Origin of the sequence: Streptomyces sp. NPDC015346 (genome assembly GCF_043078785.1) — a bacterium.
Classification (GTDB): domain Bacteria; phylum Actinomycetota; class Actinomycetes; order Streptomycetales; family Streptomycetaceae; genus Streptomyces.
The window spans coordinates 196,225-221,621 of sequence record NZ_JBIBTW010000009.1; the positions used below are offsets into that span (position 1 = coordinate 196,225).

Sequence of the window (25,397 nt, forward strand, 5' to 3'; positions counted from 1 at the left end):
GCGGGTGAAGGGCGGTTTCACGGTATGGACGGCCCCCGCGTCACCGCGTCACCGCGTCACCGCGCGAGGTGGGACGGGGACGGGGACGGGGGACGCGGGACGGGGACCCCGGGCTCAGCTGACGTACTGGCGGAGGTGGCGGGCCGTCAGGGTTTCGGCCTTCTCGACCAGTTCGGAGGGGTTGCCCTCGAAGACGATGCGGCCGCCGTCGTGGCCCGCGCCCGGGCCCAGGTCGATCAGCCAGTCCGCGTGGGCCATGACCGCCTGGTGGTGCTCGATGACGACGACCGTGTTGCCCGCGTCGACGAGGCGGTCGAGGAGGGAGAGGAGCTGGTCGACGTCGGCCAGGTGGAGGCCCGTCGTCGGCTCGTCCAGGACGTAGGTCGCGCACTTCTCCGCCATGTGGATGGCCAGCTTCAGGCGCTGGCGTTCACCGCCCGACAGGGTGTTCAGCGGCTGCCCGAGGCGGAGGTAGCCGAGCCCCACGTCGTTCAGCCGGCCCAGGATCGTCCGCGCCTGGCCCTTCGCCGTGAAGAACTCGTACGCCTCCTCGATCGACATCGACAGGACCTCGTGGATGTTCTTGCCGTCGAGGGTGTAGGTGAGGACCTCCGGCGTGAAGCGCCGGCCCTCGCACTCCTCGCAGACCGAGGCGACCCCCGCCATCATCGCCAGGTCGGTGTAGACGAGCCCGATGCCGTTGCACTTCGGGCACGCGCCCTCCGAGTTCGCGCTGAAGAGGGCCGCCTTGACGCCGTTGGCCTTGGCGAAGGCCGTACGGATCGGGTTCAGCAGACCCGTGTACGTCGCCGGGTTCGAGCGGCGCGAGCCGCGGATCGGGGACTGGTCGGCGACGACGACCCCCTCCCGGCCTCCACCGCCCCGGCGAGCCGGCGCGGGCCCCGCCAGGGCCTGACCGTCGACGCGGTCGTCGACGCGGCCGTCGGCCTCGCCGACGAGGGCGGGCTCGACGCGCTCACCATGCGCGCGGTCGCACAGCGCCTCGGCGTCACGCCGATGACTCTCTACACGTACGTCCCCGGCAAGGCCGAGCTGCTCGACCTCATGCTGGACACGGTCTTCCTGCGGATGCCGCGTACCGCCTTCGGGGCGGACGCGCCCTGGCGCGAGCGCGTGACGGCGGTCGCCGACGAGAACCGCGCGCTCTACCTGCGCCACCCCTGGCTCGCGGAACTGCGAGTCCACCGGCCGCCGCTCGGACCGGGCGTGATGACGAAGTACGAGCACGAGCTGGGCGCTTTCGAGGGCCTGGGGCTGGACGACGTCACCATGGACTCGGCGCTGACGCACCTGCTCGGCTTCGTCCAGGTCGCGGCCCGTGCGGAGCTGGACGCGCGGGCGGTGGACCGGGAGAGCGCGCTCTCCGACGAGGAGTGGTGGGCGGCGCACGAGCCGCTGCTGGAGCGGATGTTCGACGCGGAGCGGTTCCCGCTGGCCTCGCGGGTGGGGGAGGCGTCGGCGGTGGCGTACCAGGGTCTCTACAGCCCGGACCACGCTTACGCCTTCGGTCTCGCGCGGGTGCTGGACGGGCTGGCGGCGCTGATCGCGCGGGGGTCGGGGGCGGGCTCGGGGTCGGGCTCTGTCGGTCGTTCGGGTGAGGGGCCGGGGTCGGGATCGGGCGCGCTGGGTTCCGGGGGCTCAGTTCCCCAGGGTCAGTAGGGCGTCGAGGCCGGCCTTGAGCTCGTCGGCGGAGAGGTTCCGCTCCACGGACAGGTGGTGCATCAGGCTCGGCGAGAACGGCGCGAGGAGGAGGTGGCCGAGCAGCGCGCTGTTCGCCTCGGGCCGGAGCCGCGAGATCAGCAGCGTGACGTGGGTGTGCATGGCGAGGTACGCACCGCTCGTGTAGCGGGCGCTGGGCGCGGCGGCCTGGGCCGCGAGGAGCAGTTCGCGCTGCTCGATGACCCGGTCGACGAGGGCGTCGAGGAAGGCGCGCAGCCGCTCGTCGGCCGGGGCGCCGGGGCCGAGCGGGGGCGGGCCGCTCATGTACGCCTCCTGGAACTGCCGTTCCCGGTCGTCGAGGAGCGCCCAGAGGAGCTGGGCGACGTCGCCGAAGCGGCGGTAGACGGTGCCGACGCCGATGCCGCTGGCGTGGGCGACCTGGTTCATGGTGACGGCGCCGGGGCCCACCTCGGCGACGATGCGGGCGGCCGCGTCGAGGATCTTGCGCCGGTTGCGGGCGGCATCGGCCCGCTCGGGTGCGGGCCGGTCGGCGGTCGGCAGAAGGGGGATCCCGGGGCCGGGGCCTTGCCCGGGGCCGGAGGAGAGGGAAATCAGGGGAGTGCCGGGGGCGGCATCCTGCGAGGCGTCGGCGCCCGGGGTTTCCGTACCGCCGCTCGCGGGGCGTTTTCTGGTGCCCATCTCGTCCGCCTGCCCTTCGTCCGCGTGCCCCCTCGGTCCGTCCCTGACACGAGCATAACGGAGCGCTATCCGCTTCCCCATGGCTTGCCCACGGCCTCGCCTTGCAACCGGAAATCTATCCGGTTACTCTCGTCCCATCGCTGAAGCGGAGAAGAATCCGGTTAGGTAGGAGCTCAAGGCCCAGGGGCCCAGGGGCTCAGGCCCAAGACGCAAGGGGAACTCGTCATGTCCGTCAAGGTCGCCGTCATCTACTACTCGTCCACGGGGAACGTCCACGAGCTCGCCCAGGCCGTCGCCGAGGGCGCGGAGAAGTCGGGAGCCGAGGTCCGGCTGCGACGCGTGCCCGAGCTCGCCCCCGAGGCGGCGATCGACGCGAACCCGGCGTGGCGCGCCCATGTGGACGCCACCGGCGACATCGAGACCGCCACCCTCGACGACCTGGAGTGGGCCGACGCCTACGCCCTCGGCTCGCCCACCCGGTTCGGCAACGTCGCCGCGCAGCTGAAGCAGTTCATCGACACCACGGGCGGGCTGTGGCAGCAGGGCGTCATGGCCGACAAGCCGGCCACCGCCTTCACCAGCGCCCACAACGTGCACGGCGGCAACGAGTCGACGCTGCTCGCGCTCTACAACTCCTTCCACCACTGGGGCTCGGTCATCGTCTCGCCCGGCTTCACCGACCCGGCGGTCTACGGGGCCGGCGGCAACCCGTACGGGACCGCCCATCCCGGCGCGAACGGCGCCCCGGAGGAGAACGTGCTCCGGGCCGCCCGCTACCAGGGCGAGCGGCTCACGAAGATCGCCAAGCGCCTGAAGGGCCTCCCGGTCGACTGACCGCCGGCCCGCGGGGCTCGACGCCTCGCGGTCGACCGACCGCCGGCCCGACCGCCTTGCCCGGCCGCCCGGACCTCGGGCCCGCCCCCCGGCCCGACCGCCTTGCCCGGCCGCCCGCCCGCGCTACCCACGACGTACCCCCGGAGGGAGACAGCCTCCGGGGGTGCCTCCATCGGGGGCGCGGGGAGTAATTCCCACCCTCGGCGGGGTTGCTTCCAGGAGCATGCGTCACGTCACGTATGACCAGGCGACCCAAGGATGCCCCCCCGCATGAACACTCCCTCCTCCTCCACCCCCTCCCCCTCGCCGAATCCCTCTTCCCTCGACGCCGACCAGGCCCGCGCCCGGCTCGCCGAACTGACCGTCGTCGACGTCCGTACCCCCGGCGAGTACGCCTCCGGGCATGTGCCGGGCGCCCTCAACGTCCCCCTCGACCAGCTGGGCCGCGCCGTGCCCGCGCTCCAGGAGGCCGCGGGCCGGGGCGAGCTGCTCGTGGTGTGCCAGTCGGGCGCCCGCTCGGAGAACGCCTGCGCCCAGCTCTCCGCCCATGGGGTCCGCGCGCTGAATCTCGCCGGCGGCACCGCCGGCTGGGCCTCCCGCGGCCACGCGCTCGCCCGCCCGGAGGGCGCCCCGGCGCGCGCCACCTGGGCCATGGAGCGCCAGGTCCGCCTCGTCGCCGGGTCGCTGGTCCTGATCGGCCTGGGGCTCGGGGCCTTCGCGCACCCGGCGTGGCAGCTGCTGTCGGCGGGCGTCGCGGGCGGGCTCGTCTTCTCGGCGCTCACGAACACCTGCGGGATGGCGGTGGTCCTGGGCCGGCTCCCGTACAACCGCGGCCCGGCGGCCGGGCCCGGCCTGGACGCGACGCTGGAACGCCTGAGCCGCGGCTAGGTCGTGTCCGGAAAGTCTCTCCCCCAGAGCTTCGCCTGGGGGTGCCCCCAGCGCGCGACGCCCTGCACGCACTCCCCCGTAGCCCTTCGGGCACGGGAGGTGCCCCCACGCCGCGTTGTCGTCGGTCGCCATGGCTCCGCCATTGTCTCCCTCCTCCGCCTTGCGATCGCACGCACCGGACGCCGCGCACCCCGCCCTCCGGGCGGACGCCGATACTTTCCGGACACTCCCTAGGGGGTGTCTTGGGGCGTCTCGTGGATCTTGCCTGGCGGTGTCAGCGGCCGTACCTGCCGAGGAACATGTCCACCCCGTCGACGATCAGCCGGTCCGTCAGGTCCTCGCTCAACTCGGTGCCGTAGTGGCTGAAGACCATCTGCGGGTAGATCAGCAGCGCGTACAGCTGGATGATCGCGACCTCCAGGTCGGGGATCTCCAGGCGGCCACGGTCCGCGAGCGCGCGCAGCGCGTCGGCGACGGCCGGGTGATGGCCGGCGGGGCCGTGGTCGCGCCAGGCGCGGCCGAGTTCGGGGAAGCGGTGGAGTTCGGCGGCGACGAGGGACCGTAGCGCGCGGACCTCGTCGTTCTCGCGGACGGCCCGGACCCAGGCGCGGGCGGCCTCGACGAAGGCGGCGCGCAGGTCCTCCGCGTCGGCGAGGCGGGCGAGGTCGGGGCCGTTCTCGTGCTCGCCGGCCGCCAGGGGCTCGTCGAGGGCGCCCGCGACGACGGCCGTGAAGAGCGCTTCCTTGCTGCCGAAGTGGTTGTAGACGGTGACCTTGGAGACGCCCGCCTCGGCGGCGATGGCGTCCATGCCGACCCCGAACCCCTCGCGCAGGAACAGGGCGCGGGCGGCGCGCACGATGGCCTGGCGCTTACGGGCGGCGCGGGGGCCGCTGGGGGCCTGCTTCGGCGTCTCGGCGCTCATGATCCGACCCTACCAACAACTGAACTCTTGAGTTCATCTGAACTGAACCGTACAGTTCAGATCATGACGACTTCCCCGCACGACGCCCACACCCCTGGCTCCACCCCCACTCCCACTCCCACCCCCAGCCCCACGCCGATCCACACCCACGCCCACTCGGCCGCCCATTCACCGCCGCCCGCCCACCCCCGCCGCTGGACGGCGCTCGCTCTCATCTGCGTGGCCCAGTTCATGCTGATCCTCGACGTCACCGTCGTGAACGTCGCGCTGCCGCGGATGGCCGCCGATCTGGACCTCACCCGCACCTCCCTGACCTGGGTGGTCACCGCGTACACCCTCTGTTTCGGCGGCCTCATGCTGCTCGGCGGCCGGCTCGCGGACACCCTCGGCGCCCGCCGCACCCTGCTCGCCGGGCTGGCGCTCTTCACGGCCGCGTCCCTCGTGTCCGGCCTGGCGACGAGCGGCCCGATGGTGATCGGCGGCCGCGTCGCGCAGGGCGTCGGCGCCGCGCTGCTCTCCCCGGCCGCGCTCTCGCTGGTCACGACCTCCTTCCACGGGACCGAACGCGCCAAGGCCCTCGGCGTCTGGGCCGCCATCGGCGGCACCGGCTCGGCGGTCGGCGTCCTGCTCGGCGGCGCGCTGACCGACGGACCGGGCTGGCCCTGGGTCTTCTACGTCAACGTCCCGGTCGGCCTCGCCCTCCTCGCCGCCCTCCCGGCCGTGGTCCCCGCCGCCGTCCCGCCCCGCGCCCCGCAGCCCGCCCGAGGCCTCGACGCCCCCGGCGCGCTGCTGGTCACCGCCGCCACCGGATCCCTCATCTACGGCCTGGTCCAGGCGGGCGACACCGGCTGGACCTCCGCGTCCGCACTGCTGCCCCTGCTCGGCTCGCTCCTCCTGTACGGGATCTTCGCCGCCGTCGAACGGGCGAGCCGCGCCCCGCTGATGGACCTGCGCATGTTCACCCGGCGCCCGGTCCTCGCGGGCTCGTTCCTGATGCTGATCGCGACCGCGCTGCTGATCTCCTTCTTCTTCCTGGGCTCGGTCCAGCTCCAGCACCTCAGCGGCTTCAGCGCCTTCAGGACCGGCCTCGTCTTCCTCCCGGTCGCCGTGACCACCGCCGTCGGCGCCCACCTCGGCTCCCGCCTGGTCGGCTCCCTCGGCCCCCGCGCCTGCGCGGCCGGCGGCATGGCGATCGCCGTCCTCGGCTGCCTCCCCCTGGCCCTGGTCACCCCCGGCGCCAACCCCTGGACCACCCTGATGCCGGCCCTCTCCGTGGCCTCCCTCGGCCTCGGCGCGGTCTTCGTCACCGCCACCACCACGGCCCTCGGCCTGATCGACCCCCACGAGGCGGGCCTCGCCTCGGGCATCGTCAACACCTTCCACGAGGTGGGCGGCTCGATCGGCGTGGCCCTGGTCTCCACCATCGCGGCCACAAGCCTCTCGACCGGCCCCCACCCCCCGACGACGGGCTTCACAGCCGCCTTCACCCTCTGCGCGGCCACCGCCGCCACAGCGGCCCTCCTCGCCCCCGCCCTCATCCCCCACGGCAAACCCCACCTGACGGGCGGCCCCCACGCCCACTGATCCTTGGCCCCTCACCCCGCGAGGCGGGCGGGCGGGCGGGCCGGGGCGGTGCGATGGTCGTCGGCCGCCCCGGCCACTCCTCCAGCCGGTGTATCGGATGCAGCGGGTCTAGCTGTTCACCCCGACCGGCTCGGGCGCGGTGCGACCGCGACCGGTGCGACGTTCGAACGGCGCGAGCTGGGCGACCACCGCGGCGTAGAAGCGGTCGACGGCTTCGTCGACGCTTCGGATGAACCCCGACTCGGTGCTTCCGCGGCTGCCGCCCATGCCTTTGAAGAGGGACAAACGGAAGCCGGCGATGGCCGCCCCGTCCTTCGGCAGCAGGTCACCGGGCTCCGGGCGCAAGCGCTCCAGAGTGCCGCGTGGCCCGTTCCGCCCCTCGACCAGGGTCTCCACGTGAAGGTCCGCCGGGGCGTCGGCCAGCACGCGGACGAGTCGCTTGGCGACGGAAAGCGGATAGCCGCTGTCGGGCGCCGGAACGTCGATCGAGGTCCGGAGCTTCCCCGTACGAAGGTCGGCGGTGATCGAGAGAATGCCGTTGGTCCCGTCGATACGTACCTCCGCGGACAGCCGACCCTCCTCGCAGAGCTGGTCGGCGAGTTCGGCCCGCCGGGACGTCGGGTCCGTACCGCGCTTGGCTCGCTGCACGGGGAGGGCCTTCTGTCCGAGTTCACCGCCGAGGCGGAGGCAGACCTGGCGGATCAGCCTTTCCCAGCTCTCGACGACCTCGATCGCGCGGGGATCACCCTGACAGAGGGTTTCGGTGTCGATGCCGTTGCGGACGGGGACCCAGGAGGACCCCATGTTCTGGAAACCGTGACAGCCGGAGTTCTCGTGCTGGAGATAGTGCAGGAGCTCCTGCAGGAGCCAGGCGTGGGCGGCGTTTCCCACACCTTCGTGCCGGATCAGCATCTGTGCCTGATGGGCGACCTCGGCCCAAGAGAGGTGCCATAGCGCGACCTTGTGCTTGCGCCTGCCGTCCACCTTGACGTCGACCAGCGGGCTTCCCTCCAGTGCGACGTCGTTGGAGAGGGTGATGACCGCTTCGTAGCCCCGCCGGGCCGCGATGTCCATGTAGTTCTGGACCTGCTCCGTCTTCAGAGCGTTGCCGTTCGTCTTGGTCTCGACGAGAGCCGTCCAGAGCTTTCCGGCCCGCTCCACCCGGATCACGCCGTCGGGACGCTTGGGGCTGTCGCCATGGGGGAGGGAGACCTCGGTGAAGGTCTGCATCCGACCCGCCGGGGCGCCGAAGGCCGCCGTGAGCCGGCGTCCGAACTCGGGTACTTCGGCCATGACCGAGAGCAGCACGGACGTGGCCCGCACCTCCCGCTCCCTGTCGCTCTTGTACGACGGCACGGGGAAGAGGCGGGCAGGCCTCCAGGAGTCGTTCTCGGCGAGCGACTTCTTCGCCGCCTTGGGCAGCGTGACCTTCTTCTTGGCGGTACGCGGTCCACGGCGGCGCTCCGGTGCAGAGCCCTGTTGCGAGCCCGGCGCCGAGGCCTGTTCCGAGGCTGGTACAGCGGTTGATTCCTGGGCCGGTGCGGACGGTTGAGCGGGGACGGGAATCGCTGCGAGGGCGGGGGCGGGGGAGGGGGCGGGGCCGGGGTCCGCCGGCGGTCGGGGGGCCGCCTCGTCCTCGCGCGCCTCCTCGGTGTCTTCGTCCTCGACGACGTCGATGCCGAAGTCGTTCGCGAGGCCGGCGAGCCCCGTTCCGTAACCCTGTCCGACCGCGCGGAACTTCCACTCCTCGTTGCGCCGGTACAACTCGCCGAAGATGAAGGCGGTCTCCACCGTGGCGTCCGAGATGGAGAAGCCGAGCAGGGCCTCGCCCGAGCGATCGGCGAGGGTCAGGCGGAGATCGTCCAGGTCACCGAAGCAGGTGGCGCCGTAGGTGCCGTACTGGCTTGCCGCGATCACGATTCTGGTGACCTCGTGGGGGACGGCGGTGAGGTCGAGACTGATGCGGTCCTCACTGCCGTTCTCCGTGGGGGTCTTGCCCAGCAGTTGCACGCTGCCGTCATCAGCGGCCGGGTGGTTGTAGAAGTAGAAATCGGAATCGCTGCGGACCTTGCCGTCGCGGTCCAGGAGCAATACGGACACGTCCGCGTCGCCGTCCCCCGTCGCGCTGCTCCAGCTCAGGCTCACGATGACGGAGCCCGTGTCTTCGCTCAGAGCGGCCAGGCCGACGTTGGCTCCCTTGACCATTTCGTGCATGTGTCCCCCTGGACATGCGGCCGCCGAAGGCGGATGCGGACAGCCGCGAAGAAGGTGATGTCCCGATGTGGGCGCCCCCAGGGGAACCGTAGCGTCCGGTGCGGGAGTTCGAGGAGACGATGTGAAAGTCGGACGCGTATTTCATGACGCCTCACGGACCCTCACAGCCCTCACAGCCCTCACGATTTCGCTTCGTGAGGCGGGCGGCCTTCGTCTCCAGGTAGTGGCGTTCCGGGTCGCTGAGGGTGAGGCCGGCCGCCGTGCGGTAGGCGGTGACGGCGGCCTCGGTGGCGCCGGTGCGTTCGAGGAGGTGGGCGCGGACCGCCTCCAGGCGGTGGTGGTGGGGGAGGCGCGGCTCCAGGGCGGCGAGTTCGGCGAGGCCCGACTCGGGGCCGTGGACCATGGCGACGGCGACCGCGCGGCCGAGCTCCGCCATCGGGTCGGGGGAGTCGCCCGAGTCGGCCACCAGCAGGTCGTAGAGGGCCAGGATCTGCGGCCAGTCCGTGTCCTCGGGGCGGCGGGCCTCGTCGTGGAGGGCCGCGATGGCCGCCTGGAGCTGGTACGGGCCGGGCGGGCCCTCCGTCAGAGACTCCTCCACCAGGGCCGTGCCCTCCGCGATCGCCGCCGCGTCCCAGAGCGTACGGTCCTGCTCGTCGAGGGGGATCAGCTCGCCGTGCGGTCCGGTACGGGCCGCGCTGCGGGCCTCCGTCAGCAGCATCAGGGCCAGCAGACCGGTCACCGCGCCCTCCCGGGGCAGCAGGCGGCGCACGGCCCGGGTCAGCCGGATCGCCTCGCCGGCCAGGTCGGCGCGGTGCAGGGCGGGTCCTGAGGTCGCGGTATAGCCCTCGTTGAAGATCAGGTAGAGGACCTGGAGCACGGTGGCGAGCCGGGCGTCACGGTCCCCCGGCCCCGGCTGGTGGAAGCGGCGGCCCGTCTGCTTCAGCTTCTGCTTCGCCCGGCTGATCCGCTGCGCGATCGTCGCCTCCGGTACGAGATGGGCCCGGGCGATCTCCGTCGTCGTCAGCCCCCCGACCGCGCGCAGCGTCAGCGCGACCCGCGCGGCCGGCGCCAGCACCGGGTCGCAGCAGAGGAACAGGAGCGTGAGGGTGTCGTCGTCGGACGGAGCCGCCCGCGTCTCGCGGAGTTCCAGGCGCGCGGCCGTCTCCTCGCGCCGGGCCCGCGCCTCGTCCGCCCGCAACAGGTCGGTCAGCCGCCGCGACGCCACCCGGATCAGCCAGCCCCGCGGGTTGTCGGGCGTCCCGCTCTCCGGCCACTGGCGGGCGGCGGCGAGCAGGGCCTCCTGTACGGCGTCCTCCGCCGCGTCGAAGTGTCCGTACCGCCGCACGAGCGCGCCGAGGACCTGCGGCGCGTGGCGGCGCAGCAGGTCCTCGACGGCCTCGTGCTCTTCGTCCATGCCTCTCCTGTCGCCCGGGTGGCCTGGTCACCCGGGCGCCCGCGTCGCCCGGTCACCCGGGCCGCCCGGGTTCAGGTGGTGAAGAGCTCGGACTCCGGGCGCTCGTCGATCTGCCGGATCACCACCGGATACTCCGGCGCCCCGGCCGGCTGCGGACACCGCGCCACGCGCGCCGCGATCTCGGTGACCCTCTCCAGGCTCTCGCAGTCGAGCACCCAATACCCGGCGAGCAGCTCCTTCGTCTCCCCGTACGGCCCGTCCGTGACCACCGGCTTGCCCTCCTTGTCGACGGTCACGAACCGGGTCCGCGCGGGCTCGACGAGGCCCTGCGCGTCGACCAGCTCACCGGACTCGGCCAGATCGTCGTTGATCGCGCTCATGTGGGCGAACATGGCCCGCAGGTCGTGCTCGCTCCAGACGGGGCTGTGCGCGGAGGCCTTGCCCTTCATGGCTTCGTAGTCGGCCTGCGCGCCCTGCACCATGACGAGGTACTTCATGACGTGCTCCCTGGTACTCGTACCTGTTGTCGTTGCCTTTCACAGGGGACGTCGGAGCCGGGCGCCGGTTCTCGACACCGCGCGGGGCAGGATGTGGATTCCCGCCGAATTCCACCCGCAGAGCCTCAGCCGGCCGTCCCCGTTCCCGTCTGCGCCCCGGCCAGCTCCCGCTCCAGCGGCGTGCGGAAGCGCGGTGTGACGCGTACGTCGCCGACCCACCCCGCCAGCCGCGCCGCCTCCGCCTCGATCGCGGACCGCGCCTCCACGCCCGCCGCCTCGCCCGTCGCGCCGCCGTCGTCGAGGAGGCGCCAGACGATCTCGCCGTCCGGGCGCTGCGCCCAGCCGCCCACGATCCGGCCGTTCCACCACACCGTGGGCCCGATGTTCCCGCTCCGGTCGTACAGCGCGGCCTTGTGGGCGGGGTCGGTGTACCAGTCGCGGTACTGCCAGCCCATCGCCGTCGGGTCCAGCGCGGGCAGCAGCGCCGCCCACGGCTCCGGCGCCGGTACGGGTTCGGTGTCACCCGGCAGGACGTGACCGGTGCCCTCCGCCAGCTGTACGGTCTCCGTGCCGATCGCCGCCAGCGCCTTGCGGACGTCGGTGACCTTCCACCCGGTCCACCACTTCAGGTCGGCCTCGGTCGCCGGTCCGGAGGCCGCCAGCCACCGTCGTACGAGTTCGGCGTGCGCGTCCTCGTCGCTCGGGTCCGGGCGGTCCGGTGTCAGCGTCCAGCGGAAGCGACTGGAGGTCCAGGCCCCCTGCGGCCGGCCGCGAGCGATCCGGCCCTCCATGCCGAGGACGCGCAGGAGGCGGCTGGAGAGCGGCTGCGGGCCCTCTTGGCGAGTGCCGACACCGTAGACGTACTCCGCCCGCAACCTCGGTACGGCCGCTCCCAGTTCGGCCCCGGTGGCCTCTCCCCGTACCGCCAGCTCCGCGAGCAGCAGCCGTTCGGTCTCGGCGAGCCAGTCGGCGTCGTACGCGCTTCCGGCGGTGAGGTGCCTGAGGAGCGAGGCGCGCTCGCGGGTGGCGACGTCGCGGGTGGCGGAGGCGTGCACGGCGGGGACGAGGGCGGTGGGGAAGACGAAGATCGTGTGGCGCATGCCGTGCATACGGGTCAGCGTCCGGTCCTCGTACAGGGCCCGTTCGAGCTCCGCGACGGGCCCCGCGTCGCGGAGGCGGTGCGCGTCCGCCACGTCCCCCGCGCCCTCCACCCCGCCCACCCCGCCCCTCAGCCGTGCGCCCACCGCCAGGTACACGCTCGCCGGGTCCGTCGCGTGCAGCGCCACCAGGGAGTTCGCCACCTCCACCGCGCTCGACGCCCGCGCCTCGCCGGCCAGCCGGTGGCGTACGGCCAGCCGGGCCCTGCGTTCGTCCTCCGTGATCACGCGCATCTTCGTACCCATGCCGACCAGCATGGACCTCACATGGCCGCGCGGTCACCCACGGGACGGCGGCGCAGCGTCGCGTCCGTCAGGTACGGCGGTCGCCAGGCGCCGTCCGGGTGGTAGAGGTTCGTGCCCGGCGGGACGATCTCGTCGATGCGGTCGAGGATGTCGTCGTCGAGGACGAGCGGGGCGGCCTTCAGGAGCCCGTCCAGCTGGTCCCTCGTCCCGGGTCCAATGATCACCGAGGTCACGGCGGGGTGCGCGGCGGCGAAGGCGAGCGCCAGCTCGGGGAGCGAGCAGCCGATCTCCTCGGCCAGGGCGACGAGTCGCTCGACGGCGTCGAGCTTGGCGGCGTTTCCGGGGATGGTCGGGTCGAAGCGGTGCGGGGTCAACGCGGGCCGGCCGCTGGTCAGATCGACCGGCCGCCCCTTGCGGTACTTCCCGGTCAGGAACCCGGACGCCAGCGGGCTCCAGGCCAGCACCCCCATCCCGTACCGCTGCGCCACCGGCAGCACCGAGGCCTCGACGCCCCGCGCGAGCAGCGAGTACGGCGGCTGCTCCGTACGGAACCGGCGCAGCCCGCGCCGCTCGGCGACGGCGTGCGCCTCGACGATCTCCTCGGCGGGAAAGGTGGAGCAGCCGAACGCGCGGATCTTGCCCTGGGCGACGAGGTCACCGAGGACGGAGAGGTCTCCTCGATGTCCGTACGGTGGTCGGGCAAGGCACCTCCTCGGCGCGCACTCTAGGAGTTGAAGCGGACTCCAAGGCAAGAGCGGCGGACCTGGCGGCTTGAGGAGCCTTGAGTGGTCTTGAGGGCCTTGGGGACGACGCGGCCGCCGAGGCGCGGAACTCCTCGGCGGCCGGGGGGCGGTGTGGTGGGACGTCTGTCAGTCCCGGCGGATGTGTTCAGGATCGACGTGGCGACGGACGAGGGGCAGGGAGGCGGCAGCGGCGGCGAGCATGACCCCGAGGCAACAGACGAGCAGCAACGGCAGCCCACTCCAGTCCCAGTGCACGGCCCCGCCCCCGGTAATCAGATAACTCGACTCCGCGAGCCACCCGGTGACGACGGCCGCCCCCAGCCCGATCGCGAGCGGCAGCACCACCTGCACACACTGCGCGACCCGCAACGTCGCCCTACGCGCCCCGAGCAGGGCGAGCGCGGCGACCTGCCCCCGCCGCTCCATGGCCCGGTCGACGACGGACACGACGAACGCGGCGACACCGATGACGAGCCCGAGAACCATGCCGGAGGCGAGGAGGCTGCGGATGACGGTGAGCTGGCTCAGGGCATCGACGTTGATGCCGACGGGCTCGACGTCGACGGTGGGGGCGATGGAACCGATGCCGTCGAGGGCGGTGCGGACGGTCTGAGGGTCGGAATCGCTGGTGAGGACGAACTGGCCCTGTGTCGGCAGGTCCCCTACGGGCAGGGCGCCATCAGGAAGGAGCGGAGGGGGGATGAGTACATCGGCCGACCCGAGATCGGTGGAACTGAAGGTGTGAACGGTGGCCACAGCTTGCGGCAGTTTCACGACGAACTTCTGCCCGTTGTCGAGAAGGAACGGGTAGGACTTGCCTGCCTGTGCATCTTCGTTCGGTGTCAGGTCTGGGTCCGACAGTCTCATGATCTTGCCGTCAGTACAGCCATCGATCGACTTGCTGAAAGCCGCGAGCTGGGCGCACGTGGCAACGACGGCTTGGACCGACGGAGTCAAAGTGCCGGTTCGGCGCCACGAGTGCGCAGTCACGGCGTGGGACCGGATCCCTTCCACCGTGAGCATCTTCGCCCGCTGCTCAGGGCTGAGTTCGGCTAGGCCTAGGGCGTACTCCTGTACTGGCGATGTGTTGCGACTGACCTGGCTCAGCTCGACGAGGACGCCTTGGGTGAGGGAGGTGGCATAGATGAGCAGGGCCAGCCCCGTGACCACCCGCAGCGAGCTGCCTGGTTCGACTTCGATGCGACGCATCGCGAGAGCCAACGGGAGCGATCGCACGGACCCGGCGAGCCGGCGCGCCAGCCAGGAGGTGATCGGCGCTAGTCCGAAAACGAGTCCAGCTCCCGTCACCAGCACTGCTGCGGGAATGAGTACGGAGTTGGCGCTTCCTCCAGAAGGGTCCCTTCCCATGATGCTGAGAGCGCAGTAGCCGCCGATGACACCGAGGCCCGGAACCAGGAGAAGCGTCCCGAACTTCTTGGGAGGCTTGCGCTGGGCGGTCCGGCGAACGTTGAGTGGTGTGAGGGCGGCTTCCCGGGCATGGTGGCGCCCGACGAACCAGGCCAGGGCCGGACATGCCACCAGGCAGATCACAAGCGTGAAGGCCGTCGGATGTCCATCAGCCGGATACCAGTGGAGGCCGGGGAGGCCGAGCCGGGCCATGATCTCGTTGACGGCGAAATACCCGCCGACGCCGAGCAACGCACCGAGGGAGGCGGCGGCCACGGTCTCCCCGGCGTTGACCCGCAGGGTGTCTTTGACACTCAGGCCTACGAGCCGGAGCGCGGCAAGCCGACGGGCGCGGGACTCGGCCGAGAGCCGGGCGCACACGGAGAGGAACACGGCGAGGGGCAGCAGCACCACGCAGGCGAGGGTGAACCGCAGGATGTCGAGCGTGGATTCGTCCACTGCGTTGAAGCTCGGATGCGGCCCGCCGAAGTTCTGCAGGTGCGAGGCACCCGGAATCTGGTCCCTGGTGGTACCGATGTAGGCATAGAGCTCATCAGGGCCCGTCAGACCTTCCGGTCCGATGGTGCCGACCACCCGGCCGGGAAGGAGCCCCGCGACGCCGGGCTGCTCCGTAAGAACCGTGCGAAGTCGGGGAGAGAGGATCAACTCTCCGGCAGCGGGGAGGCGAGTGACTCCTGGTGGGACCATCGTGGGGTCGGTCGGTTCGCCGGCCAGAAAGACCCGGTGGAGCCGCTGAGAACCATAGGGGTCCTCGTGCGTGAGGAAGTCGATTCCGGTGGTCGCTGAAAGAGCGGGCTGCGGATCACGCGTGGCGGTTCGTGCATCGTGAGCGGTGAGGATGGCGGGGATCGTGAGGACGGCGGCGAGGCAGGCCACGCCCAGGGAGCAACCGAAGGCCATCAGCAGGAAACGGGCCCGCCCTCTGCGGCCGCCGCCCCACAGCAGGCGCATGCCGAGAAGAAAGGGGTTCATGTCGCCACCCGCTGCGTCAGGACACCATCGGTCATCGTGTACCGGGTGTCGGCGTGCGCCGCCACGGTCTCGTCATGCGTCACGATGACGACGGCGGTGCCCTGATCGCGGGCGAGCCGCAGGAACTCCTCCAGTACGGCGGAGGCGTTGGCGCTGTCGAGGGCGCCGGTCGGCTCGTCGGCGAACACCACGGCGGGGCGGTGAACGAGCGCCCGCGCGACAGCGACGCGCTGACTCTGCCCGCCGGAGAGCTGTGAGGTCCTGCGCTGCAGCAGCTCGGCCATGCCGAGCCGCCCCAGCACCTCGCCGGCCACCGCGTGGGCCGGCGCCTTCCGTTGTCCGGCGAGGCGCAGGGGAAGGGCGGCGTTCTCCTCGACCGTCAGCTCGGGCAGGAGCTCGCCGTACTGGAAGACGAAACCGAAACGCTCCCGTCGTACTGTGCTCAGTTCGTCGTCGGTGAGGGTCGAGAAGGCGGTTCCGTCGAAGGAGACGGTGCCATGGGTCGCGGGAAGTACCCCCGCGAGGCAGTAGAGCAGCGAGGATTTACCCGAACCGCTGCTGCCCATGACGGCGGCCACTTCACCGACTTGCAGGGCGAAGTCCGCACCCGTGACGGCCTGGTGCGTTCCGTAGAAGAGATCCACGCCCTCGGCGCGGAGAATGGCGTCCATGATGGTGCGAACTCCTTTGCGCACGGAGGCCGCGCGACGGCGGCCTCCGGGACTGTCGGCTGTTACCGCTCTCGCCTGTACTCCTGGGTGACAGTGCAGTTGTCAGGTCGGAGGGAGCCCCGGTCGCGGCAGGCACGGATCCATGCCTCGCCAGTGGTCTGCGCAGCGCCGTCGTAGACGATCTTGTCGATCTGTACGTTCTTCCTCTGTACGCCGTTGAAACGGTTCCAGCCGTAGCCCTCAACCTTGGCCTGCACATAGACGTTGTGTCCGTCCCCGGCGAGGGTGTCCTCAAGAGTCACCTTGAAGTGGAAGCCTCCGTGATTCTGTCCCCTGGGCTCCCACAGGTAGGCGCCACTGAGACGTACCCCGTCGGACTTCACCGATGGGATGGCACGCCACGAATCCGCCACCGCAGCCCCTGCCCCGCCCAAGAACAGCCCAGCAACCACAGCCGCCGTCGCCAACTTCCGCACGTTTCCTCCAGCCTCAGAGCGCCCCCACATGGGACGTAGCGGAGAGTATTCCTTTAGCTACGGACAGCACGGTCGGGCGGAACGTCTCTTCCTCCTCGGTCCCGCTCGAACCGGTGAAATCGGCCGAATCGCCGGACAGTTTGCCGTGCGACAGGCGCCCACGCGTCCAGGCGACCCGTAGGGGTGATCACCGGTGTGGCTGCGTGAACGGGTGCCGCGCCGTCCCCAAAGATGCGCGCATGCCCCTTTCCCTCTCCCTGCCGCGGCGTGTCCTCGTGCCGTTCGTGGCCGCCGTCGCACTGCTGGCGACCTTCGCCTCCTCCGCTTCCGCGGCCGCCGAGTCCTGCGGTTCCCTCATCACCGCTCCGCTCTCCCCGCCAGTCTCCGCCGACGATCCCTGCCCCAGCACGGACCCGGTCGTGTGCCGCATCCGTGTCCTGCCGATGGACGAGAAGGTCGAGGCCCAGAGGACCCGGATGCGCTACCACGGGCTCCTGGAGGACATGCATCGCACCGAGGCCAACATGCGGGAGGCCGGAGCCACCGAGGAGGAGATCGCCAGGGAGATGGTCGACATGCGGAACCAGGCGAAGGAGATCACCCGCGCGGGCATGACCCCGCAGGAGGTGCAGATCCTGGAGGAGCGGAACATGGCCAAGTACGGCAATCCGCTCGGGCCCACTGCGGATCAGCTCTACGCCAAGTACGGCTCCTGGGGACGGGTCATCGACGCCTCGATGCGTACCAGCTACGCCGTCGACCGCGAGCTGAGCCTCGAGTACCGCCCCTGTCTAGGAACCAAGCCCGAGACCGAGAAACAGGAACCGGGAAACAGGAAGCGAGAAACAGGAACCGAGAAACAGCGAAGGGCCCCACCGCGCACGCGCGAACGGTGGGGCCCTTCGGCATCAGGTCGTGCCGCTTATTACGTCTATTACGTCTTACTTATTACGTCTTACGCCACGCTGTTGAACTTGGTGCCCTCGCCCGCGTACAGCGTCGTCGACTGACGGCTGAAGACGGCGGTGGTGGAGCCCGTCGAGCGGTAGACGTACGTGCCGCCCGCCCCGTACGCGATCATGTCCGGGCGTCCGTCGTTGTCGACGTCGCCGGCGCCGACGAGCTGGCTGAAGGCACCCCAGCCGCCGCCGACCCGCACGCGGGCGGAGAAAGCGCCCTTGCCGTTGCCCTGGTACAGCCAGAGGACGCCCTCCTTGTCGCGGGCGACCAGGTCCCCGGCGGCCGTACCGGTGATGTTCCCGAGGGCGGTGAGCTGGTTGTAGATGCCCCAGCCGCCGCCGAGGCTCACGCGGGGGGCGAAGGGGGCGGTGGCGGAACCCGTGCCCTTGTAGAACCACAGGACGCCGGAGGTGTCCGTGGCCAAGAGGTCGCTGCGGCCGTCGCCGTTGAGGTCCGAGCCGCCGGTGATCTTGTTGTAGACACCCCAGCCGCTGCCGACGCGGGCGCGGGCCGCGAAGGTGCCGTCGCCCTTGCCGAGGTAGTGCCAGAGGTAACCGGAGCCGTCGACGGCGACCAGGTCGCCGACCTCGTTGCCCGCGAGGTTTCCGACCGCCTCGATCTGCTTGTACGTCTGCCAGCCCGTACCCACCCGGGTGCGCTGGGCGGTCTGGACCTTGCCGTCCACCGGCCGGTCCCGCAGGTCGTCGCGCCACAGCACGCCGGAGGCGTCCCGGGCGAGGACGTCGGTGGAGCCGTTGTCGCCGTAGTCGTGCGGGTTGTGTGTCCGGGAGACGGTCATCAACCAGCCCTGGTAGGCGGGCTCGCCGGTGCCGTCGAGCAGCGTCGCCTCGGCCTCGACCGCGTACTTGCCGTTCGGGGCGTCCACCCCGCCGATGGTGCCGTCCCAGGTGTAGCCGAAGAGGGAGCCGGTGGCCGGGGCGTTCACGCGCGTGGTGAACTCCTTGCCCGTGGCGACGTGGGTGAGCGTGACGTCCAGAAGAGCGTCGGTACGGGACAGGGTCCAGCCCAGCGTCACCTTGCCGCCGGTCTGGTCGAGGTGTGCCACGTCGGGGACGTGGACCTGCTCGATCTCCACTCCGGCGGCGACGGGGGTGCCGGTCGCCGCCACCTTGGTGACCGTCGGGGCGCCGTCCGCTCCGACCGCGATCCGGAACAGCCCCTCGCCGTCGGCGGCCCGCGCGCCGTGCACCACCGCGCTGCCGTCGCCCGCCGTCATGGACGAGGAGCCGGAGTCCAGGAGGTCGCGGATCTCGCCAGTGGTCAGGGAGACGGCCTTGACCTGCGTCGTGGGGTTGCCGTAGACGAGCCAGTCGCCCACGAGCGAGTGGTACCACTCGGCGGTGTGGGCGCCCAGGACGGTCCGCTTCACCTCGCCCGACGCGCGGTCGACGGACCGGATGATCCCGCCGGTGCCGGCCTCGTTCTCGTACCAGGTCACGTGCGATGCCGAGAACGCCAGACCCTCGAAGCCGTAGCCGGACTCCGCGGCCGCGTACGTCGCGGTCACCGTCCCGGCCGCCACGTCGACAAGGGCCCGGCCGCCGGTCCGCGCGTCCGCCGGACCGGTCTCGTACCCGACCAGAACGGAACCGTCGTGGACCCTCGAGCCGAAGAAGTCGGTGGCGTCCGCGGGCAGGCCGGCCACCTTGCGGGTGGTCGTCGTGGCGCCGTCCTTGGTCACGACGTGCAGCTCCGCCGTGCCGTCGTCCTTCGTCAGCTGCGCGAGGACGCTCGTCGGGCTCAGCACGGCCACGTAGTTGCCGTTCAGCGCGCCGAGGTCGATGTCGACGCCCGGGGCGGAGGGGGTGGCCATGTGGCGCAGGGTGAGCGAACGCATCTGTGCGGTCCAGCCGGCGTCGCCGAGGACGACCACGTCGTCGGCCCCCATGGTCCAAGCGCCGCCGTCGGGCTCCTGGACAGGGGTCGGGGCGCCGCCGTCGAACGGCGTCCAGAGCAGCTTCCGGGTGCCGTCCGCGAACGAGTAGGTGAGGAAACCGGAGGCGCCCACCCCTCCGAGTTCGGTGCCCTCCGGGTAGACGGGAAGGGCGTCGGCTGCCTCGGCGGAGCCGGCGTCGGAGCCGGCGCCGGAGAAGGAGCCCGGGGCGGAGCCCGAGGTGGAGCCCGAACCGGCGGCGAAGGCGGCCGGGGCGGTGGCCAGCGTGCCGGCGCCGAGGGCCGTGACGACGAGGATCGCCGTGGCGAGACGGGTGCCGGTGGAGCGGAACTGCAAGGTGAACCCCCACGAGAAGATCGGACACGGTCGTGCCGTGCCCGATCAGACTCGCGATCGGGTCGAGTGGTTGTACGGGATTTTCGGAGAACTCCGCATGGGCGTGACGACACCCGCCACGCCGGCCGTCACCACAGCCGTCACGACACCCGTCACGACAGGGGAGAACTGAGAAACGAAGAAGGGCCCCGCAGCAAGCTGCGGGGCCCTTCGACATCGTGCCCGGTGAGGCACTGGCGGAGGATACGAGATTCGAACTCGTGAGGGGTTGCCCCCAACACGCTTTCCAAATGTTCGTACGGGGGTCCGGCGGGGGTCGTGCCCGTCCTGACTTGGTGCGGAGCGTTCGGGATGGCCCCGTCCGGACGGGGCCGGACGGCGGCGAATGAGACCAGAACTGAGACCACGAAGCTGGGTCGTCTGCCAGGTCGGCAGCCTGATCCTGTAGCTGGTCGCGGGCCCGCGACGGGCAGATCGACGGTACTCGGCTCGCACAGGGTTTCGTACTGACAGTGAGGCGTTGGTGAACCTCCCCAGGGCATAGGGACTTGCGATGGGGATGAGCCCCACGATGTTCCGTAGGGGGAGAACGTGTCGAAAGCCGAGTTTGGGGCGCTCATCTTCGCCGCTTGGACAATGTCGATATGGGCCCTGACCATGACGGCAACGTCGCAGCGCCGACACAACAGAACGCTCCTGGAACGGATCTGCTGGGCTCACGCGCGGGCACACGCGAGACGGCGCCGCGCTCACCTGGTGCGCCAGGTCCGCGACAGCTCCTTGGCGACGCGTCCAGACCGTCCGACACTGGACTACTTGCAGCGCGAAGACGTCCTGTATCAGGCGTCCCGGAAGGCACTCGCCCTCAAGATGGTCGTCCCCGTCGCGATGTCCGTCTCAGCGGGTGGCGCCCTTGCCGCAGCCATCCAACGCACAAGCTGGCACGTCTGGCGCGACGCCGTCGCCATAGTGGTCTTGGTGACGCCCATGTTGATCACCGCTGTGATCGCCTCGCTTGTCGCGAACCAAGGCATGCAGCGGTGGACAACCGAGGCCATGACGGTCACGGTGCGTAGGGCCTATGAGGCACTTCTTCAGCCTCTGGAGGTAACGGGGAAGGAGCCTCCGACGGCATCGCCCTTTAACTCTCCGCACGTTGCGGCAGTGCAAGCGTTGGAAGACTTCGCCATCGCGCTGGAGAGGTATGCCGTGCAACGTGCGCTTCCTGACGGCCGTAACCCCATGCCCCAGGTCGTGGCTCGGTTCGCAGCAGCCGCTGCCCTCGTGCGTGAACTTCGGGACGGGGTTGAGCTTGATCGGATCGACGGTGCGAAGCGTGCTCTGCTCGAAGTGGAGCGAATCCTGAAAGTGCTCGCCAGCGGCCGGCTGCAAGATCTCGCACCTGGGGACGTATCCGCCGACGGGCTGTTGCACAGTCACCGCGAGCGCAGAGCGTGGCGGCAGCAGGTGCTGCGGGGATCTGCGTTCACCTTGTGTCTCGCCGGCATCGTCTTTGCCCTGGCTTCGTCAGCTGTGGGCGTCGCCCTGGCCACGGCCGCCGCGGCGGGGCTAGTGGTCACCTGGGACAAGATCCTTCGTCTCTCCACCAGCTCGGACGCGAATAGGCCAGCGAGCACCTGACCGCTGATGGTCGACCCGGATCGGGGGAAAGCCGGCCTGAGTGCCCACTTCGCTGCTGTCACTCGGCGCGGTGAACGGCCTGAGGAAGGGCAATCAGCGGCATCGGGAGCGTTGGACGGAGACCTACGAGTCAGGGTGCCTCCCGGTGGACTTAGCGGCTGGCCAGCGACCGTCTTGAGACCAGCCTGTGCCAGCTGCTGTTGATCACTGCGAGACGGTCCGGGCCGATCAGGTGAGTGCCGAATCCCTGCCTTGGAGTGCTCGCCCCGCGATGGCGGCGATCTGTCCGACCTGCTCTCGCAGTCGGAAGAGTTCTGCGGTCTGCTGCCGTCCCGCCACGATCTCGGACAGGGCGGCGATGACCGTTTCCTCGTGACCGGCGGTGCCGAGCACCTCGGCGGCCTGGCGGAGCAGAGCGGCGCTCACGCTGACCGAGTGGCTCGACTCCATCGCGGGCGGGATGGTGGGCTCAGGGGCCGGCCTGGCCTTGCGGCGGAGTGGGGGTGGTGCCGGAATGGGTGTGGGTTCGGCCACCTGCGGGGGTTCGATCGTCACCGTATCGGGGCTGCCGAGCACTGTGACCACCGGCTTTCGATAGCAGACACCTCTACCCATCTTGGTGGTGTAGACGACGAGCTCCAGCGTGAGGTCGCAGATGGCCGGGCCGTTGACTCGCTTCAGTGCGTCTGTCAGGTCGGAGAGTTGCGCGGCCATCTGCCATGAGCTGGTCATGAAGTGGAACTCGCCGAGCGCGGGTTCTGCCGCGATCCGGAAGGTGAGGTTGATGGACGGCGTCGGGCCGCGGCCCTCTTTCGCGGCCACCTTCCGATCCTCGAATACTGGAGGGCAGCCGCATGGCTGGCCCTTCTTCTCTTCTGGCGACAGGAACTCCAAGCCGTCACATTGGTGGATGATCCCCTTACTGCCCCAGAGGATCATGTGAGCCGCCACTGCGTCAGGCCCATCAATGAGTACGCGTACTGTCTCAACCTTTGTCAGGACTTCGTGGGCAAGTTTTCCTCCCCCCTCGTTCGGTTGAGGCTGACCGCCCAGAAGGTTGGCGATGCGGGCGGCCACCTCTGCCTCGTCGGTCGTGACACGCCAGGCGTCCAGGGCCTGAGGGCGACCCTCGGCCAGACGTCCTGTGCGGAAGCTACCGACTGGGACGGTTGTGCTCTGCGTCATTCGGGTTCCTCGGTGGAGCGGAGTGTGGACACGGCAGCCGGGACGGACGGGGGTAGTGAGGGCACCCGGGCGCTCTCTAGCGGTGCAACGTTGGGGGTACGGTCGGCACGATTCGCCTGCCGAGGGACTCACCGGCGCCCTCAAGCACCTTGCTCCAGTCCGTGTGCGCTAGCCACGCCTTGCCCATGAGGTGCGAGGTCCAGACGACGAGGTCTGCCCAGCTACGGCAGCGGTGGACCTCGATCGCGTACGCGTTGGCGTCGGGCGCCGGGTCGCAGGCAGCATGGTGAACACGCCAGGGAGCTGGTTCTGGGTATGAGAGGAGGCTTGAAAAGGAGTAGGTCTGCAGCCTGGGCGTAGTCGTCGGCTGCCACCCGTGCCCACGGCTCGGGGGTCGTGCTCGTGGACCGCGCCCAGCGGCTGGAATCCGTCCCACTGCTCGGCCAGCCGCACCAGGTGGGTCGTCTTGCCGACGTTGTCAGGGCCGTTGAGGCTGGCGAAGTCCGGGGCCTGCGTCATCGCTCACGCCTCGCGGATCTGGGTGTTGAGGACGGAGATGATCGCGTCCGTGTTCGCGGCGATGAACTCGGCCAGCTCCGGCGGCATCACGTTCAGCTCACGGACGACCTCGGCGGTGAACGGCACCCGTACCACCTCGTACCCGCCCCGCTCCGGCTTGGCGAACTCCGTCCCCGTACGCGCGGCCAGGTCCATCGACTCCAGGCGCGCGGCGAAGATGTGCTGGACGCCGACGCCGCCCTCCAGCTCATCGGTGATCAGGTGGACCAGCTCGGCGCGCTCCAGCTTGCCGCCCAGCTCCTCGAACACCTCCCGGTGCAGGGCCGCCTCGATGGTCGCGTCGTCCACCTCGACCCCTCCGCCGACGGTCACCCAGTACGGCTCCCTGCCCGGCTTGGTGCGCTTGATCAGGACGAGCTCGTCGCCGTCGAGGAGGATCGCGCGGGCGTTGCGCTTGACGATGTCGGTCATGCTGTCTGCTCCTTCTGGTGGTGGTGCAGGGAAGAACGGGCGGAGGGCTGTCTCGTCGCGGCCGGCGATTCCCGGAACGGTGAACTCAGCATGGTGCAGGTCGGTGACGGGGTGTGACGTACACGTGCTGCAGCAATGCCGCACCACTGCTGAAGGAGGCTGGCTACGCTGGCCGTTTCGGCGTTCCACCGGGTGACGGACAGGGGGTACGACGGTGGTCACGGTGCAGCGATGGTCCGGCCGGGAAGCCAGTCTGTTACGCAACGCCCTGCGCATGAGCCTGCGGGACTTCGCCTCCTACTTGGGCGTTAGCGACCGGACGGTGTCGAACTGGGAGGGCGGCGGAGCGAGTTACCAGCCTCGTGCCGAATCTCAGGCCGTCCTCGACACCGCGCTCGGCCGCGCGTCGGACGACGTGAAGGCCCGGTTCGCGGCAGCACTGGGAACGAACGGCGCTGCTCCACCCGTGACAGGCCGGATCGGAGTCGACTCCCACAAGTTCCTGCCGGTGTTCATCGGTGCCGAGCGCGCCGACCGGCTCCGCGCACACATGACGCCGAGCGCGGGCGACCAGTGGCTAGAGTCCTCTTCGGTCCGCGTGAACCACCCCGAAGCGCAGGACTGCGTCCTGCACGTCTTCGCATGCGGGGCCGCCGTCTTCCACCTCGTCCAACCGCACGAGCCTCCCGCGCTCACCGACCTTGCCGTCTGGCGCTACCGCTCGTACGCCTCCGACCTGCCCTGGGCACGGAACAAGCTCCGCGACCTCCTGGACGAAGACCACGACCGCGTCCCCAACCCCGAGTACGTCCTCTCCCTGTACTGGCTCACCTCCGCACCCTGGGCCGGAGACGCCTACGACACCGCCCTGCGCCTGCTGTCCACGCCCTCGGTCTTGGTCGACCGCGGTGCTCCGGGCGGGCCCACGCCGCTGGACGGCACGGTCGAGGCATCGCTCCTCGCCACCGGCTTCGACCACCCGGACATCGTGTCCTTCGGCGTACGGGGAGTCTCCACCGGTTACGCCGGCTGGTCCGGCGTCGCCTACGCCTCCCACTCCCGCGAGCGCGGCCTCACCGTCGACGAGCTGGTCGCCTGCGAGCTGACCGTCCAGGCCCTGTGGTGCTTCACCCGCCAGGTCCAGCAGATGATCGAGGACGGCCAGGATCCCTCCATGCCGGAGCAGTACGGCTGGCGCTTCCTGCGCGCCGCCTCCTCCCGGCTCACCACCGCCCGCGCCCAGGAGACCGCGCAGCACGTCCTCATGCGGGAGGCCATCATGAAGACCAGCGGTCTGGCTGAAAGGCTGCGCGCTGCACAGGACGCTCTGCGCGAGAGCGTCGGCTGAGAACACGGGGCAGGAGAGACAGCGGATGGACATCGACAGCGCCGCACTGGTCGTGATCGACATGCAGAACGGCTTCGTGAACCACCACAGCCGCCACGCCGTGCCCGCGGTCTCCGACCTGGTCGCCCAGTGGTCCGCCGCCGGCCGACCCGTGATCTTCACCCGGTACTTCAACTATCCGGACAGCCCCTACGAGCGCTTCTTTCAGTGGCGCCGACTCCAGGAAGCGCCCGAGACCGACATCGTCCCCGAGCTTACCGAGGCTGCCGCCCGCGCACACGCGGTCGTCGACAAGACCGGGTACACGCTCCTCACTCCGGAGGCCGCCGAACTGATCCGCCGGGCCGGCTGGACCGACCTCGTCTTCTGCGGGATCGCCACCGAGAGCTGCGTCCTGAAGTCCGCCGCCGACGCCTTCGAGCACGGCTACGCGCCCTGGATCGTCACCGACGCCTCCGCGAGCGACGCCGGTCCGGACGTCCACGAGGCCGGCCTCGTCGTCGCCCGCCGCCTGATCGGAACCGGCCAACTCGTCACCAGCGACCACGTGCTGAGCCAACTCACTGCGTACGCAAGGACCCCGGTGCTGGAATAGCC

18 protein-coding genes and 4 pseudogenes are annotated in these 25,397 nt (G+C 70.6%); 8 read left to right on the top strand and 14 right to left on the bottom strand.

The annotated features are described in order from the left end of the window. Nucleotides 1–114: 114 nt before the first annotated feature. A pseudogene (locus ACF06X_RS29475) lies at nt 115–873 on the bottom strand (ATP-binding cassette domain-containing protein); the annotation flags it as partial. Here ACF06X_RS29475 and ACF06X_RS29480 point away from each other — a divergent pair. Then, nucleotides 844–1,680, top strand: coding sequence for a TetR/AcrR family transcriptional regulator (locus ACF06X_RS29480; protein WP_392290429.1), 837 nt, complete (start codon nt 844–846; stop codon nt 1,678–1,680). The pseudogene ACF06X_RS29475 and the gene ACF06X_RS29480 sit on opposite strands and share 30 nt — an antisense overlap. Here ACF06X_RS29480 and ACF06X_RS29485 read toward each other — a convergent pair. Beyond that, nucleotides 1,660–2,379 carry a TetR/AcrR family transcriptional regulator gene (locus tag ACF06X_RS29485; RefSeq protein WP_392290351.1) on the bottom strand — a complete coding sequence of 240 codons (720 nt, stop codon included), beginning with the start codon at nt 2,377–2,379 and terminating at the stop codon, nt 1,660–1,662. The genes ACF06X_RS29480 and ACF06X_RS29485 overlap by 21 nt on opposite strands. 225 nt (nt 2,380–2,604) lie before the next feature. On the opposite strand from ACF06X_RS29485, the gene wrbA reads away from it, so the two are divergent. Together wrbA and ACF06X_RS29495 are read left to right on the top strand one after the other, a co-directional pair. Then, a complete protein-coding gene (wrbA, locus tag ACF06X_RS29490; RefSeq protein ID WP_392290352.1) occupies nt 2,605–3,213 on the top strand; it encodes an NAD(P)H:quinone oxidoreductase in 609 nt (202 codons plus the stop codon). Between the two features lie 270 nt (nt 3,214–3,483). Next, the gene (locus tag ACF06X_RS29495; RefSeq protein WP_392290353.1) at nt 3,484–4,101 is read left to right on the top strand and encodes a rhodanese-like domain-containing protein; all 618 of its coding nucleotides are present in this window, start codon (nt 3,484–3,486) and stop codon (nt 4,099–4,101) included. Between the two features lie 274 nt (nt 4,102–4,375). Here the strand turns inward: ACF06X_RS29495 and ACF06X_RS29500 are convergent, their stop codons facing one another. Then, on the bottom strand, nt 4,376–5,023 hold the full coding sequence (locus ACF06X_RS29500; RefSeq protein WP_392290354.1) for a TetR/AcrR family transcriptional regulator: 648 nt from the start codon (nt 5,021–5,023) through the stop codon (nt 4,376–4,378). Nucleotides 5,024–5,086: 63 nt separating this feature from the next. Between ACF06X_RS29500 and ACF06X_RS29505 the strand changes: the two genes are divergently transcribed. After that, nucleotides 5,087–6,607: an MFS transporter gene (locus ACF06X_RS29505; protein ID WP_392290355.1), complete on the top strand. Its 1,521-nt coding sequence runs from the start codon at nt 5,087–5,089 to the stop codon at nt 6,605–6,607. Between the two features lie 108 nt (nt 6,608–6,715). Here ACF06X_RS29505 and ACF06X_RS29510 read toward each other — a convergent pair whose 3' ends face one another. From ACF06X_RS29510 to ACF06X_RS29545, 8 genes and pseudogenes are all read right to left on the bottom strand, one after another. After that, the gene (locus ACF06X_RS29510; protein WP_392290356.1) at nt 6,716–8,821 is read right to left on the bottom strand and encodes a TerD family protein; all 2,106 of its coding nucleotides are present in this window, start codon (nt 8,819–8,821) and stop codon (nt 6,716–6,718) included. Between the two features lie 151 nt (nt 8,822–8,972). Then, nucleotides 8,973–10,238: pseudogene (locus tag ACF06X_RS29515) on the bottom strand (RNA polymerase sigma factor); the annotation flags it as partial. Nucleotides 10,239–10,306: 68 nt separating this feature from the next. Next, entirely contained in the window at nt 10,307–10,732 is a 426-nt protein-coding gene (locus tag ACF06X_RS29520) for a YciI family protein (RefSeq protein ID WP_392290357.1), read from the bottom strand. 125 nt (nt 10,733–10,857) lie between these two features. Further along, a complete protein-coding gene (locus ACF06X_RS29525) occupies nt 10,858–12,135 on the bottom strand; it encodes a winged helix DNA-binding domain-containing protein (protein ID WP_392290358.1) in 1,278 nt (425 codons plus the stop codon). 17 nt (nt 12,136–12,152) lie between these two features. After that, nucleotides 12,153–12,835 (bottom strand): annotated as a pseudogene (locus ACF06X_RS29530) (aldo/keto reductase); the annotation flags it as partial. Nucleotides 12,836–13,004: 169 nt separating this feature from the next. Then, a complete protein-coding gene (locus tag ACF06X_RS29535; RefSeq protein ID WP_392290359.1) occupies nt 13,005–15,278 on the bottom strand; it encodes an FtsX-like permease family protein in 2,274 nt (757 codons plus the stop codon). Further along, on the bottom strand, nt 15,275–15,949 hold the full coding sequence (locus ACF06X_RS29540; protein ID WP_392290360.1) for an ABC transporter ATP-binding protein: 675 nt from the start codon (nt 15,947–15,949) through the stop codon (nt 15,275–15,277). The genes ACF06X_RS29535 and ACF06X_RS29540 overlap by 4 nt, the downstream gene beginning before the upstream one ends. 62 nt (nt 15,950–16,011) lie before the next feature. Continuing rightward, nucleotides 16,012–16,425: a hypothetical protein gene (locus tag ACF06X_RS29545; RefSeq protein WP_392290361.1), complete on the bottom strand. Its 414-nt coding sequence runs from the start codon at nt 16,423–16,425 to the stop codon at nt 16,012–16,014. A gap of 239 nt (nt 16,426–16,664) precedes the next feature. On the opposite strand from ACF06X_RS29545, the pseudogene ACF06X_RS29550 reads away from it, so the two are divergent. Beyond that, a pseudogene (locus ACF06X_RS29550) lies at nt 16,665–17,216 on the top strand (hypothetical protein); the annotation flags it as partial. A 164-nt stretch (nt 17,217–17,380) separates the two neighbouring features. Here the strand turns inward: ACF06X_RS29550 and ACF06X_RS29555 are convergent. Continuing rightward, nucleotides 17,381–19,636: an FG-GAP repeat domain-containing protein gene (locus ACF06X_RS29555; RefSeq protein ID WP_392290362.1), complete on the bottom strand. Its 2,256-nt coding sequence runs from the start codon at nt 19,634–19,636 to the stop codon at nt 17,381–17,383. A gap of 816 nt (nt 19,637–20,452) precedes the next feature. Between ACF06X_RS29555 and ACF06X_RS29560 the strand changes: the two genes are divergently transcribed. Beyond that, nucleotides 20,453–21,277, top strand: coding sequence for a hypothetical protein (locus ACF06X_RS29560; protein WP_392290363.1), 825 nt, complete (start codon nt 20,453–20,455; stop codon nt 21,275–21,277). A gap of 228 nt (nt 21,278–21,505) precedes the next feature. Here the strand turns inward: ACF06X_RS29560 and ACF06X_RS29565 are convergent, their stop codons facing one another. Then, nucleotides 21,506–22,462 (bottom strand): hypothetical protein, encoded by a 957-nt coding sequence (locus ACF06X_RS29565; protein WP_392290364.1) that lies wholly within the window; start codon nt 22,460–22,462, stop codon nt 21,506–21,508. Between the two features lie 522 nt (nt 22,463–22,984). Continuing rightward, entirely contained in the window at nt 22,985–23,452 is a 468-nt protein-coding gene (locus ACF06X_RS29570) for an NUDIX domain-containing protein (RefSeq protein ID WP_392290365.1), read from the bottom strand. Nucleotides 23,453–23,726: 274 nt separating this feature from the next. Between ACF06X_RS29570 and ACF06X_RS29575 the strand changes: the two genes are divergently transcribed. After that, nucleotides 23,727–24,800 carry a helix-turn-helix domain-containing protein gene (locus ACF06X_RS29575; protein WP_392290430.1) on the top strand — a complete coding sequence of 358 codons (1,074 nt, stop codon included), beginning with the start codon at nt 23,727–23,729 and terminating at the stop codon, nt 24,798–24,800. Between the two features lie 25 nt (nt 24,801–24,825). Next, nucleotides 24,826–25,395 (top strand): isochorismatase family cysteine hydrolase, encoded by a 570-nt coding sequence (locus ACF06X_RS29580; protein WP_392290366.1) that lies wholly within the window; start codon nt 24,826–24,828, stop codon nt 25,393–25,395. Nucleotides 25,396–25,397 lie beyond the last annotated feature (2 nt).